This window comes from Paenibacillus septentrionalis (genome assembly GCF_042659865.1).
Taxonomy (GTDB): domain Bacteria; phylum Bacillota; class Bacilli; order Paenibacillales; family Paenibacillaceae; genus Pristimantibacillus; species Pristimantibacillus septentrionalis.
Window position 1 is genome coordinate 103,061 of sequence record NZ_JBHSTE010000005.1, and the last position, 14,535, is coordinate 117,595.

General features: G+C 44.3%; 10 protein-coding genes. 5 read left to right on the forward strand and 5 right to left on the reverse strand.

The genetic code is table 11. The annotated features are described in order from the left end of the window. Window positions 1–712: 712 nt before the first annotated feature. The 3 genes from ACFP56_RS15380 to ACFP56_RS15390 form a co-directional block, all read right to left on the reverse strand. Window positions 713–1,756 carry an agmatine deiminase family protein gene (locus tag ACFP56_RS15380; RefSeq protein WP_379236103.1) on the reverse strand — a complete coding sequence of 348 codons (1,044 nt, stop codon included), beginning with the start codon at window positions 1,754–1,756 and terminating at the stop codon, window positions 713–715. Window positions 1,757–1,997: 241 nt separating this feature from the next. Beyond that, window positions 1,998–3,773: a sensor histidine kinase gene (locus ACFP56_RS15385; protein ID WP_379236105.1), complete on the reverse strand. Its 1,776-nt coding sequence runs from the start codon at window positions 3,771–3,773 to the stop codon at window positions 1,998–2,000. Next, entirely contained in the window at window positions 3,745–5,286 is a 1,542-nt protein-coding gene (locus ACFP56_RS15390) for a response regulator transcription factor (protein ID WP_379236107.1), read from the reverse strand. The genes ACFP56_RS15385 and ACFP56_RS15390 overlap by 29 nt, the downstream gene beginning before the upstream one ends. A 258-nt stretch (window positions 5,287–5,544) precedes the next feature. On the opposite strand from ACFP56_RS15390, the gene ACFP56_RS15395 reads away from it, so the two are divergent. The 5 genes from ACFP56_RS15395 (at window position 5,545) to ACFP56_RS15415 (ending at window position 11,385) form a co-directional block, all read left to right on the forward strand. Beyond that, window positions 5,545–6,861, forward strand: a complete 1,317-nt coding sequence (locus ACFP56_RS15395) for an ABC transporter substrate-binding protein (RefSeq protein WP_379236109.1) — start codon at window positions 5,545–5,547, stop codon at window positions 6,859–6,861. Between the two features lie 23 nt (window positions 6,862–6,884). Next, entirely contained in the window at window positions 6,885–7,760 is an 876-nt protein-coding gene (locus tag ACFP56_RS15400) for a carbohydrate ABC transporter permease (protein ID WP_379236111.1), read from the forward strand. After that, entirely contained in the window at window positions 7,760–8,566 is an 807-nt protein-coding gene (locus ACFP56_RS15405) for a carbohydrate ABC transporter permease (protein ID WP_379236113.1), read from the forward strand. Before ACFP56_RS15400 ends, ACFP56_RS15405 begins: the two co-directional genes overlap by 1 nt. Window positions 8,567–8,660: 94 nt before the next feature. Further along, the gene (locus tag ACFP56_RS15410) at window positions 8,661–10,712 is read left to right on the forward strand and encodes a beta-galactosidase (protein ID WP_379236115.1); all 2,052 of its coding nucleotides are present in this window, start codon (window positions 8,661–8,663) and stop codon (window positions 10,710–10,712) included. Between the two features lie 118 nt (window positions 10,713–10,830). Continuing rightward, window positions 10,831–11,385 carry a GNAT family N-acetyltransferase gene (locus ACFP56_RS15415; RefSeq protein WP_379236117.1) on the forward strand — a complete coding sequence of 185 codons (555 nt, stop codon included), beginning with the start codon at window positions 10,831–10,833 and terminating at the stop codon, window positions 11,383–11,385. Between the two features lie 8 nt (window positions 11,386–11,393). Here ACFP56_RS15415 and ACFP56_RS15420 read toward each other — a convergent pair whose 3' ends face one another. Further along, entirely contained in the window at window positions 11,394–12,458 is a 1,065-nt protein-coding gene (locus ACFP56_RS15420) for an LLM class flavin-dependent oxidoreductase (RefSeq protein WP_379236119.1), read from the reverse strand. 348 nt (window positions 12,459–12,806) lie between these two features. After that, window positions 12,807–14,378, reverse strand: a complete 1,572-nt coding sequence (locus tag ACFP56_RS15425; RefSeq protein ID WP_379236121.1) for a PTS sugar transporter — start codon at window positions 14,376–14,378, stop codon at window positions 12,807–12,809. Window positions 14,379–14,535 lie beyond the last annotated feature (157 nt).

Below are 14,535 nucleotides of genomic sequence, written 5' to 3' on the forward strand. Positions count from 1 at the left end.
CGCTGCGCATTTCCCTCTCTAACGCTCGAACATTCTTTTGGAATGAGGGTCGCTTTTAGAGACGGATATGCTTCGCTTGGGTGCTACATATTAGTAAGCTAAGTCTGTCTCTAGCGTTTAAGCTACGCCGAATGTACATCGTCATCAAAGTCCAGGGTTTAACCGACTCTTCCAATAAGGGGTTAAAATCTGGGCTTTCAGGACCAAGAAGATGACACGATACTAGAAAGTGAGAAGCGCAGCGTACGGTTTTGGTACGTAAGCAACGGAACTTTCGGTAGCGTGTCATATTCGACGTCGTACAAGCTACAGCGCCCAGCATCGTCATCAAAGTCCAGCTTTTAACCTACCTCTTCCAATCGAGGTGTAAAAAGTTCGGAGTTCAGGACCAAGAAGATGACACGATACTAGAAAATGAGAAGCGCAGCGTACGGTTTTGGGTACGTGAGCATCGGAACTTTCGGTAGCGTGTCATATTCGACGTCGTACAAGCTACAGCGCCCAGCATCGTCATCAACTTCGGACTTTTTACACTTCCGCTTCCAATAAAGGTGTAAAATCTGGGCTTTCAGGACCAAGAAGCTTGGACGCTAGTAGAAAACGAGGAGCGCAGCGTAGGCACAAGCTACGTGAGCACCGCAGTTTTCGCTAGCGTTCAAGATTCGACGTCGACTAAGCTACAGCGCATTACATCGTCATCAAAGTCCAGAGTTTAACCTACCTCTACAGAAGGGAGCTGTTGGGTTGCGCAATGTATGTTGCCCCCCTCCCGAATAATCCCCATACCGTTAACGGTACGAATGCGGCGATCCGGGAATGCTGCTGCCAATACGTCGATGGCCTTTTGGTCAGCTTCAGCTGCCTCTCCGCCGAACACTGGCAGGATGATACCGTTGTTCACGAAGTAAAAATTAATATAGCTAAGCGTCAAGCGCTCTCCTTCATAGTAAGCCGCTGGAGGCTGCTCGATTTGGATAATCTCAAGCTTGCGTCCTTTGGCATCAACTGCGTCCTGCAAAATTTGCAGATTACGCTGCGTAATGCTGTAGTTCTCATCTGCCGGATCATGACATACCTGTAAGATCACTTTGCCTGGTGCCGCATAGCAGGCGATATTGTCGACGTGACCGTCTGTCTCATCACCGCTTAAGCCACGCTCCAGCCAAATAATCGTATCGATGTTCACATACTGCTTGAGCAGCTCTGTAATGTGCTCGCGCGTTAGCTCAGGATTGCGATTTTTGTTAAGCAAACATTCCTCTGTCGTAATCAATGTTCCTTCGCCATCGGTATGAATCGAACCGCCCTCCATAACGAGCGGTGCATCAAACTGAACAGCACCCACATGCTGAATAATTTGTGGAGCTACCGCATCGTCCAGATCCCAAGGGCTGTACTTGCCGCCCCAAGCATTAAAGCCCCAGTTCACCCCAGCCAGCTTGCCGTCTGGTGAAGTTACGAAGGTTGGGCCATTGTCACGCAGCCATGCATCATTATGCTCAACCACAAGCAGCTCAATTGGGCACGGATGTCCACTTCCAAGCTGCGCTAATACTGAAGCCTGATCGTCTGCATTGACAAGCACCGTTACAGGCTCAAACTCCGCAATCGCGGTTATAATTTCAGCATATGCTGCACATACGTCCTCATATTGCTCTGGATAACACATTGAGTCTTGAATCGGCCATGAAATAAAGGTGCGCTCGTGCTTAGCCCACTCCGCAGGCATTGTAAACTGTTGAGATCTAGGATTCATAATAACCTCCACTTTTTTATCTATATATGAAATACAATACTAGGGCGTGTCTGAGAAGACAGCAAATTTTGCCGAAAACCATGCAAGGCGCGCTTATGAAGGCGTACCGGGGGTACGTCAAGCAAGCGGAACGAAGCAGGGGCGAACAGGCGGTGATGACTCAACGGGTTTTCAGACATGCCCTAATCTAAATTTTTTAACAACCTTATCATTATACAGCAAAACACACTGTTCTTCGATGCTAAGTTTTTGGATTTTTCATGATCGGCAAACTTATATTAACCGCCGTGCCATACCCGCTGCTGCTGCTTATGGTCACACCATACTTCGGCCCATACAGCAGCACGATTCGATGATGCACATTTTCTATGCCAATGCCCGATACCGGCCGCTTTTTCGCAGTCCTAGCCGCTTCTTCTGCACCAACGCCATCATCCAGCACCTCGATCAGCAGGTTATGCTCCTGCTGCCTTACGAACACATAAATATTCCCCTTTGTAACGCCAGGGAACGCATGAAAGAAGGCGTTCTCTACAAATGGCTGGATTATGAGTTTCGGGATATACAATTTCGCACAGTTTGGTTGTACATCAAAATGCACCTGAATCTGATCGCCATAACGAATTTGATTAATATAGACGTAGTGCTTCAGATTTTCAATTTCATGTTGAACCGTAATCATATCCTCTGTTGTCCCAATCGTATTTTGCAGCATGGCGCTTAGACTTGTAATGGTACGATCAACATCGTCAATCCGATTCATTTTAGCCAAATACTTAATAGAGGTTAGCGTATTATATAGGAAATGAGGATTTATTTGCATCTGCAGAGCACTGAGATCGGCCTTTCGGCGTTCATTCTGCTCGTATATAATCTGATTGGTATAGTTGTCGATTTCTTTCACAAGATGATTGTACGTTTTCGTAACCGCTTTAATCTCATAGCTGGTTTTCTCCTGCAGCGGATGGGGCTTCAAAGCATCCACCTTAGCGGATTGCATCGTATCCACCAGCTCATACAGCGGCTTTGTAATACGACGCGTAATCATATACACAGCAATCATAATAGCAACGCTAAGCACCGCTACAAATACAGCAATGCGCAGACCAATATTGTTCAGCGCCGCAAAAGCAACATTCTGATCAATAACCTGCAGCAAATAGGCATCAAATTCAGGAATATATAAGGACAAATACGTATATCCTGCTTTTGAACTCAATCCATAATACTGCTCATTATCTGCGATTGATGCATGCTGCAGCAGCTCATCGGAAGACGTGCTGATTAGCTCACGTTGACTGCTGGAAAGGATATAGCCATCCGACGAAAGGAATGAAATATTCGTCCCTGGCGTCAGATAGGAGCTATAGCGATCATAGATCGTTGCTTCATCCATAATTACAATCGCATATCCGTACATCGAACGGCGATCCATGAGCGGCTTCGTCGCAAAAATATAATGATCGTATGGCACTGTTGCATTAAACAGATACTGGCTGCCATGGTACTTGACCTTCTGAGCGACCAATCCATCCTCAATCATAAAATCCTCGATAATATTAGGTGGTACCTGATCCCACTTAAGCGCGTTGCTGGAATAATTGCGCGACTTGTTTTGACCAACGCCAGCTACAATAAAATGGGTATTATCAGGACTTAAAAAATCCTTGTAGGTCTCGATATAACGCCCAAGATTAATCACAATATTCAGCTGCTCCAGCGTTGAGTCTGCCGGCTTTGTCAAATATTGCTTGAATGCATCGCTAACGTTGATTTGCACCATTGTATTGACGATTTGTTCATTGTATTTTAGCAGCTCGCCCTGCACCTGCTGTAAACCAACCTTTGCATGCTGCGTAGTTTGACCGAGCAATATTCGCTCGGAAATTTGCGATGCAGCGATGGTCAACAGCACCGAAATGATAAGCGTTGCTGCTAGCACGACAATAAAAAACTTCATAAAAATGCTATTGCGCTTAAACATAAACTCACCTAGTCTGCTGATGACGATATTCAAGAGGCGTCATCCCAACAAATTTTTTGAACACCTTGGAAAAGTAGTTATGCTCGGAAAAGCCGATCTTCGTACTAATTAGAGAAATTGAGTCATCCGTGTATTTAAGAAGCTCCTTCGCTTTTTCGATCCGTACCTTATTAATGTAGGCTGTTAAATTTTCACTCGTCCGCTGCTTGAAATACCACGACAAATAGCTGTAATTCATATGAAATTTCTCTGCAAGCTCAGCTAATGATATGTCCTGCTCGTAGTTCGCATGGATAAAATCAATAATTTGATTTAGCGTGTTGACCTCGCCTTGTTCATTGTGCTCGCTTACTTGCTTTTCAACCATATCGATAAATTCATTTATGATATGCTGCAGCTCTCCTAGAGTAGCGGCCTGATCGATGCGCTTAAACCAGAACAATTTTTCCGTACTATGCTCAGTAAATGGCAGCCGTAAATGCTCCAGCGCACTCATCATTGTATAAATGATGTGCTGAATAAATCGTTTAAGCGAATACTCGTCCAGCCCTTGAACTTCGCTTAAGTTTTCAAAATATAGTTGAAGCTGCTCGCGAGCATGATTGAAGGTAAACCATTTAATCGAATTGACAAATGCGTCGTGATCGAAATGCACCTCGGTATGCTCAAGCTTCACTTCATTTTCTAAAATCAAGCTACGCTGATTAAAATAGATTGCCTTCGTCAGCAGCTGCTGCAGCTTGGCGTATTTTGCTTGCAGCTCATCAATGCTGTACATGCTATTGGAGTGTACAAATTTCAGCTTATCGTATTTCTCATTTACCGCCTTAATAAAGGCAACCAGCTGCGGCTTTAGCTGCAATTCCTCTTCCGCATCAACGTTCAGTACAACCGATACATATTGCTTCGTGAAAACAGCAATATGCGAGATCTTCGAAAAATGCTCATAGCATTGCTGCAGCATATACTGCTCCAGCTCGTATTGACTGGCATTCGTCAAGCTTTGCAGCATCGTAATGCTTGTGACGAGCAGACTGAATTGCTGCTTCGGCAGCTGCGTCAGCAGCTCGTGTCGATCAGTAAGCGCGAGCTCCTCCTGCTCAAACCATTGACTTACTATTATAGAAGGCTCCTTTAAAAGAGGAGCTGAATATTCGCGTTTAAGTGCTGTCGGCTCACTGGAGCTATGAATTAACGTGACCAGCTCCTCTACCGTAACCTTCGGCTTCAAAAGATAGTCGTCCACACCGTATTTGAAAACTTCGCGCACCAGCTCAAATTCACTATAACTGCTTAAAATGATCATTTTGATGTCCGGGTATTTCTTCCGTACATTTTTTACAAGATCGATGCCATCCATAATAGGCATCATAATATCAGTAATGATGACATGCGGCGAAACGAGCTCAATGAGTTCAAGCGCCTCTGCACCGTTAGAGGCCTGTGCCACGATTTCTATACTTTCCTTGGACCAATCGTGCAAATGGGTCAGCCCTGTCCGAAAAATCGCCTCGTCATCTACGATCATTACTCGGAATGCGGTCAACTGCAACACCTTCTTTATAGGGTAATTCATTCCTTTAACATAATTCATTTCGTGAGCCAAGTACATAAGAAACCTTTGCAAAATCATGTTATCCAAATTTTTTACTACCATACAAAATAAATACTATCCATAAGTAAAGCGATTTCATTTCTCTATAATTTGTAGCACAGAAGGACAAAATAGTTATTATACAGTGTGAACTGATTTCTCTAAAATGTAGAAGTAATCTAAAAACATAACGACAAGGGGTTGTAACAATTGAAGAAGAAAGCACTTTCAACATTGGTCGTTTCTGCGCTAATGGTTTCCGCTCTAGCAGCATGCGGCAGCAACAATGCAACAAGCAATTCAGGAAACACAGCTGACGGAAATAACGCTAGCGGCAAACAAAAAGTAGTAGCATGGGCATGGGACCCTTCCTTTAACGGCAAAGCGCTAAACATTGCAGCTGAGCTTTATCAACAAGAGCATCCCGATTTTGAGCTTGAAGTTGTAGATATGTCAAAAACAGACCTTGAACAAAAGCTGAATACGAATTTGGCTGCTGGTGTAACAGAAGGTCTTCCAGATATCATTTTGGTAAATGATCCTAACGTTCAAAAGTATGTGAATTCTTACCCTGGAACTTTCGCTGACTTTACAAACAGCTCTGTCGACTACAGCCAATTTTCCCAATACAAAGTTGACGCGGCTACAGTAGACGGCAAAATTTACGGTATTCCATTCGATATCGGTGTTACTGGTTTGTTCTACCGTTCTGATCTTTTAACTGAAGCTGGTTTTACAGCTGAAGATCTAGAAAACATTACATGGGACGAATACATCGAAATTGGTAAAGTCGTTAAAGAAAAAACAGGCAAATACATGTCTACGATTAACCCTAATGATGAGGCTCTAACATCTGTTATGCTTCAATCTGCTGGCAGCTGGTACATTACACCTGACAACAAAGGCAACTTTGTTGATAACCCTGCTATGACTGAAACACTTCGCATTTACAAAGCGATTTCTGATTCTGGTATCGCAAAACCTGTTACGGGCTGGAGCGAATTCGTCGGAAGCTTTAACTCTGGTGACGTAGCAACTGTAGTATCTGGCGTATGGCAAATCGCTTCCATCATGGATGCACAAGATCAAAAAGGACTTTGGGCTGTAGCTCCTACACCTCGCTTGAACGTTGAAGGCGGCGTGAACGCTTCTAACGAAGGCGGTTCTAGCTGGTTTGTTCTTGAAAATTCTGCTAACAAAGACCTAGCAATGGACTTCCTTGGTACTACGATTGGCGGCAGCAGCGAGTTCTATGAGCGTTTCCTAACGGAAGCTGGCGGTGTTGGTTCCTTCATTCCTGCTTTCTCCAGCGAAGCATACCAACAAACTTCTGAGTTCTTTAATAATCAAGCAATCTACGCTGATTTCACGGAATGGTCTACAAAAGTTCCTGGTATTTCTCTAGGCATGTACACACAAGAAGCGAAAGACGCACTTAAAAATGAACTTCCTAACATCTTGAATGGCGCAGATCTTGAGAAGAGTCTTGCTAACATTCAAAAGCTTTTTGAACAACAAGTTCAATAAATAAACAGTTAGCAGGTGATCAAATGGGAGGCAAGTTAAATAAATCCTCTCTAATCGGATGGCAGTTTGTACTACTGCCATCCGCATTAATTCTATTGTTCAGTTTTTATCCGATGATTCAATCGTTTATACTGAGCTTTGAATCTGGAAGAGGAAATGTATCTGAATTCGTTGGACTAGCTAATTACTCCAGACTGTTGTCTGATCCAATGTTTAGACAAGCATTATATAACACCATTCTTTATTTAATTGTTCAAGTACCGATCATGTTATTTTTGGGCTTGGTTATTGCCCATCTGTTAAATCAACCGAATTTGAAATTCAAAGGCTTTTATCGCACGGCGATCTTTTTACCTTGTGTAACCTCTCTCGTTTCTTACTCAATTCTTTTCAAGAGTATGTTTGCAGTTGATGGTATCTTCAATCAAATGCTTATGAATTTGCATATTATTAACGAGCCTATTGCGTGGCTGATGGACCCTGTTTGGGCTCGTGTTGTCATAATTGCGGCTATAACATGGCGTTGGACGGGCTATAATATGATTTTCTATCTGTCCGCTATGCAAAATATTGATCCAAGCGTATACGAAGCAGCGTCCATTGACGGCGCCTCCAAAATTCGTCAATTTTTCTCTATCACCATCCCTATGGTGAAACCGATTATTTTGTTTACAGCAATTATTTCTACCAATGGTACGCTGCAATTGTTTGACGAGGTTGTCAACATTACGAACGGCGGTCCTGGTAACTCAACGATGACAATTTCGCAATACATTTACAACTTATCCTTCGTATACACGCCTAACTTCGGTTACGCTGCAACAGTATCGTATGCGATCGTAATTATTGTAGCTGTACTGGCATTCATCCAAATGAAAATCGGAGGTGAAAAGAAATAATGAGACAACTTGCGTCAATCGGTAAACACGCATTTCTTATTTTGGCATCAATCGTCTCCCTATTTCCTTTCCTTTGGATGCTCATCGGGATGACGAATACATCTAGTGATATTGTGAAGGGACGCTTCACTTTTGGTACGAATCTTGGAGCTAACATCACGAAATTATTCGAGGGCTCCAATATCGGCGCAGCGTTTATGAACTCTTTAATGATCGCTGTTGTCGGTACGCTGCTAACGCTTCTGCTATGCTCGGCAGCTGGCTACGGCTTTGAAATTTATCGTTCTAAACAAAAAGACCGTCTATTCGCTTTTCTACTGTTATCAATGATGATGCCTTTTGCTGCGATTATGATCCCATTGTTCAAAATGTTTAGCCAATGGGGCATGCTTAACTCTGCAATTGCTGTCATTCTACCTACGATGACAACCGCGTTTATGATTTTCTTTTTCTTACAAAACACCAAATCATTCCCGCGCGAGCTGCTACAAGCAGGACGTGTGGATGGACTTAACGAATGGAAGCTGTTTACGCACGTTTATGTCCCAACCATGAAGCCAACTTATGCTGCTGCAGCAATCATTACTTTCATGGCGAATTGGAACAACTTCCTATGGCCGTTGATCGCACTGCAATCGCCTGAGAAGAAGACGTTACCGCTGATTGTCTCTTCTCTTGCATCGTCGTATAATCCAGACTATGGTATTATTATGGTAGCGATTGTCATATCTACATTGCCGACTGTCTTGATCTTCTTCTTGCTGCAAAAGCAATTCGTTCAAGGTATGCTTGGTTCTGTAAAGTAGTGCTAAGTCGTTCTGTAACTTTCAAACAAGCCGTCCTTCTTCTGAAGTACGGCTTGTCCATTATTCCATTACAATGAGGAAGAGGAGATTACAAATGCAACAATTATTTTCTGATCGTTTGCTGCATGGCGCCGACTACAACCCTGAACAATGGCTGCATGACCCTGAAATTTTAGCTCGTGATATTGAATATATGAAGGCAACTAACAGCAATGTAATGTCTGTCGGTATTTTCTCTTGGGCCAAGCTTGAGCCGCAGGAGGGCGTGTTTGATTTTGAATGGATGGATAAGGTCATTGACTCGCTTCACAAGAACGGCATTTCAATTTTTTTGGCAACGCCTTCAGGCGCCAGACCGATCTGGCTTGCTAAAAAATATCCGGAGGTACTGCGCGTTGCCCCTAACCGTCAGCGCAATCTATTCGGTGCCCGCCACAACCATTGCTATACGTCACCTGTATATCGCGAGAAAATTGGTATTCTTAATGCCAAACTGGCAGATCGCTATGGTAACCATCCTGCCGTAAAGCTATGGCATATTTCTAATGAGTACGGCGGTGAATGCCACTGTGATCTGTGTCAGGAAGCATTCCGCGGCTGGCTTAAGGACAAATACGGAACGATTGAAGAGCTGAATATGCAGTGGTGGACGACGTTCTGGAGCCATACGTACAGCGACTTTTCTGAAATCGAGTCTCCTGCTCCGCATGGTGAAAATGCGATTCATGGCATGAACCTTGATTGGAAACGCTTCGTATCTGATCAAACGCAGGACTTTATGAGACATGAAATCGCTTCGGTGAAGCCTTATACACCTGACCTGCCTGTAACGGCGAATTTCATGTATTATTTTAACGGCTTGAACTACTTCAAGTTCAAAAACGATGTGGATATTATTTCTTGGGACAACTATCCGGTGTGGCACAAATCCGATGATCTTTCCATTGGACTAGATACAGCGATGATGCATGACCTGATGCGTTCTATTAAAAAGCAACCGTTCTTGCTTATGGAAAGCACGCCTTCCAGCACAAACTGGCAAAGCGTATCCAAGCTTAAAAAGCCAGGCATGCACCTCTTGTCGTCTATGCAGGCAATTGCACACGGCTCCAACTCCGTGCAATATTTCCAATGGAGAAAAAGCCGTGGTTCCTCTGAGAAGCTGCATGGTGCTGTTGTGTCCCATAACGATCGTTCCGACACTCGTGTATTTAAGGAGGTTGCTCAGCTAGGTGAGCTGCTTGCTCAGCTCCCGCAAATCGCAGCAACGAATGCACGCGCCGAGGTTGCAATCGTATATGATTGGGAAAACAAATGGGCGGTGGAGGACTCTCAAGGTCCGCGCAATAAGGACATGGGTTATATTGAGGAAGTACAGGCGCATTATCGTGCCTTTGCCAAGAAGGGCATTAGCGTTGATTTTGTAGATATGGAATGCGATGTGGACGGCTACAAAGTACTCGTTGCGCCAATGCTTTATATGCTTCGCGCAGGCTTCGAGCAAAAGATGCGTAAATTTGTAGAGGCTGGCGGAACGCTGATTACAACGTATTGGACAGGCGTTATTAACGAAAACGATCTTATGTTCATGGGCGATACTCCACATGCGCTAACAGATGTTCTAGGGCTTGTTAGCGAAGAAATTGATGGCCTGTACGACCATGAACGCAATTATGGCGTTGTACAGCAGTCTCTGGCTGCAGGCGCTCTATCAGGCAATTACAGCTGCAGCATGCTGTGTGATCTTGTACACCTTGATGGTGCGGAAGCCATTATGACTTACCGTGATGATTTCTACGCAGGACGCGCTGTATTGACTCGTCACGCATTTGGTCAAGGGGAAGCCTATCATATCGGCAGTCATTTTGAAGATGGCTTCTATGACGATTTCTATAGCGAACTCGCACATAAGCTGGAGCTTGAAGCGGCACTACCCGTTCAGCTTCCAACGCCTGTGTACGCCGTTGCTCGTGAGAATGAATCAACTAAGTATATTTTCGTTCACAACTTCAGCAACGAAGCTGCGCCTATTCCGATGCTTGGCGAGGCATACAGCTTAGTAGCACGTACACGTCCTGAGCTTACGAAGGAGCAATGGACGCTTGCTCCATATGAAGTGCTGATCCTGGCTACTCCCAAAAAGTAGCACCTGCTCGTTATGTGGTCGTAGCATTTTTGATATAATTAGTGAAGAGCGTATGTTCTGAGGCATAGCACCTCATAGCCTGCGCTTCTTCTTGTATGCAGAAAGGAGTGTACGATTAGTGATTAGAACTTCAGTTGCAGGCGATGCTAAAGAAGTCGTTTCGCTTATTATGTCGGCAATCGGAGAGCTGATTGTCGTCTATACAGGTGAATCCTTACCAGAAAAAGCCGCACCTATTCTCGAGACATTTTTTATGCAGTCTGGCAATCGTTTCAGCAAAGAGCTTATTAAGGTGTATGAGCAAGATGGCGAGATTGCTGGCATGATTCTATGCTACAGCGGACAACAAGCGGAAGCATTATATGCCCCGATTGAGCAATATCGTTCTGATCATCTACAGCAGCCCGTAAAACACCAGGTCGAGTCTGAGTACGATGAATACTATATCGATGCGCTGGCTGTATCGAGCAGCTATCAAGGCAGAGGCATTGCAGCAAAGCTTATGCTCCAAGCCGAGCAAGATGCGGTTATTGCAGGCATTAAAAAGATTAGTTTACTCGTTGATGTTAATAATACGCATGCTTTAAACGTGTACGAGCGCAAGGGCTTTGTTCAAGCCGGACAAAAAATGCTTCACCAGCAGCCCTATTGGCATATGGTGAAGCATCTGTAATCGCTCAACTATTGTTCAGAGATTCCTTGTTCCTTTTCCCACTTCGCTATTTCTTCTCTTACAATCGGCGCAACCACTTTGCCGTATAGCTCGATGCCATGCATCACTTGTTCATGCGGCATCGTGCCAAGCGGCATATGCAGCATGAATCGCGTAATGCCTACATGCTTGCGCAAATTGATAATTTTTTTGGCCACATACTCCGGATCACCGACATACAATGCCCCTTCTACACTTCGAGCATAATCATAGGTCTGTCGCGTATAAGGACTCCAGCCGCGCTCCTTGCCAAGCTGATTCATAACAGCTGCTGTAGACGGATAGAACTGTTCTGCAGCAAGCTCCATCGTATCTGCAATAAAGCCATGTGAATGCGAAGCAACAGGCAGCTTCTTCGCATCATGTCCGCTGCGATCGGCAGCACGCTTATATAGCTCTACAAGAGGCGCGAAATGATACGGACTACCCCCTATTATCGCCAGCACAAGCGGCAGGCCCAGTATGCCCGCACGGGCGACTGATTGTTGATTTCCTCCACTGCCTATCCATACCGGGAGCGGATCCTGCACAGGTCGAGGGTAGACACCGCGACCTTTAATGCTAGGACGGTGATGACCTTCCCAGTTCACAATTTCCTCTTTTGTAAGCTTGAGCAGCAGCTCCAGCTTTTCATCGAATAATTCATCATAATCGGACAGATCATAGCCAAACAGCGGGAACGACTCAATAAAGGAGCCTCTGCCTGCCATAATTTCTGCACGACCATTCGAGATCGCATCAACCGTTGCAAACTGCTGGTAGACGCGCACCGGGTCATCACTTGAAAGCACAGTTACGGCACTCGTTAAGCGAATATTGGTTGTACGTGCCGCCGCAGCAGCCAGAATCGTTGCCGGGCTGGAAGCTGCATAGTCCTTGCGATGATGCTCCCCAACGCCATATACGTCCAATCCCACCTTGTCAGCAAGCACAATTTCCTCTACAACCTGTCTAATACGCTCCGCATGGGAAATAAGCTCTCCAGTCTTCGGATCTGGATTCGTTTCTACAAATGTTGATATCCCTAGCTCCATCTATCATCATCTCCTATCGTCTATTTCATCACAATTTGATCCTTACTTTTTGAGTAGACCATATGGCAAGGCGTCTACTTCATTCACCCTTATCCTACCCAAAAATAATTAAAGCTCTACTACACATTGTGCCTAATTAGCAATAAAATTGCAAGTAACTTACCTTTTTATTGTTTAAATGAGACGATAACATCTATAAATGATCATTAAGCTTTCCTGTACGTAGCGTTGACTGCTATAAACCAAAAGCTCCGCAAATCACAATTTGCGGAGCTTTTGTAGCATTGAAAACAAGTTTTTCCATACCAATTTAAGCTATGAATATGTTAATGATAAGCTATCCTTCATCTACGCATTGGTCGCCTGTCTCGCCGTTTTGTTGGCAATCAACGTAAAGATAAAAGCTACGATCAATGACATAAGCATTGCCGCCGTAAATCCTAATGCATTATCCGAAAGGAACGGAGCTGCAACAGACGGCACATAAGCAGTACCTCTAACACCGAATAAACCAACTAAGCCGCCGCCAATCCCCGAAGCAATAATCGCACCGGCAAATACGACTTTATTGGAAAACATAAATGGATAGGCTGCCTCGACAAATGTACCAAAGCCCACATTGATCAGAAAGCCTGGTGTCGCCACTGCTGCCTCACCCTTGTTACGCGGACCAATAATGTTGGCAAGTGTAATTCCTGCCGATACCATCACAAGCCCAACCATATCTACGGCACCTAAAAAGCTGTTGCCTGTGGATTCCATTTCAAGCAATACGATAGGTAAAATCGCTGCATGATAGATCCCGGCGATGATAGCTGGCCATATTAAAAGTCCTGCAATGATACCTGCTAAGATAGGATTGAAGGCAATCGTCATATTAATGAGTTGCTTGATCCATTCGCCTAGCTGCAGCGCGATTGGTGAGACAAGGAAATACATGAGCAAGCCTGAAACCAAACCTGCAATTCCACCTGCTACAATATTGACTGTCGTCATCGGGAAACGCCACTGAACGCATTTGATAAACAGATAATGGACCAGAATACCTGCCAAAATACCACCGATCATTCCGCCGATAATGCCACCGCCCGTGGACAGGATACCAGCGATCACACCCGCTACAATCGAAACTTCATCAAGCTCAGCCACTTGCTTGGCTGCTATTACAGCTATAAGCACTGGCAATGCTCCAATAATAAGATCAAATACGCCCGATAAGGACGAGAGAAATGGAATTTTGCTAAGCGCTAATACAAGCGCCATGGCGATAAACCCTGGCAATGATGCTTGCATAATGCCTTTAAAATTAACTCGTTTCCATACGTTATTCGACTTCTCATCATCTGCTTGTGCTCCAGCAGATTGCAAACCGATCACTGGCATATATTTTATGTTCCAATGCTTGCATAATGCTGTCAGGAAGGATACTGCACGAGTCCTGTTCGTCGTTCCTGTCGTACCGGATGTCGAGATCACATTTGCGCCCTTCGCGCTGACATGTGCCATTGAGGTTCCTCCCGTACCAACAACCGGAATGCCTTTTGCCGCAGCTGCTGCAACTGAAGCAGCATTAACACCTTCTGGATCGCCGCTCATTATAATTAAACCATCAACAGAGCCTGCCTCGATTTGCTTTGCAAGATTTTGATCGCTATCCTTAGCCAATACGTTAATGTCTGCAAGCGTCATCACATCACTTTGTACAATGCGCATCGTCTCTTGATCATAACTGTACATAGAGGCGCTTGTTTTGCCTTTGGCTATATCCATCGATTCACTTGCAGCAATAAATTGTATAGCTGCAATATGTACTTGCGCACTTTGACATTGCGCAATGATTTCCCCAAGAAGCTTATCTGGCTGCCTTCCGCCCAGATTAAATAAATTGCCTCCGCTGCTTCCTATAATTGCCACTTTCATTGCTGACACTCCTTAGTCTGAGTTGGCTCTTTTTAGTCATGTAATGCATTAATCTATTATAAAAATGATAGAGTAATATAACAATAAATATTTCATATTTACTTAATAGTTAATTAAGCTACGTAAGACAAAAGACAAAATATGGTTACAAATGTAA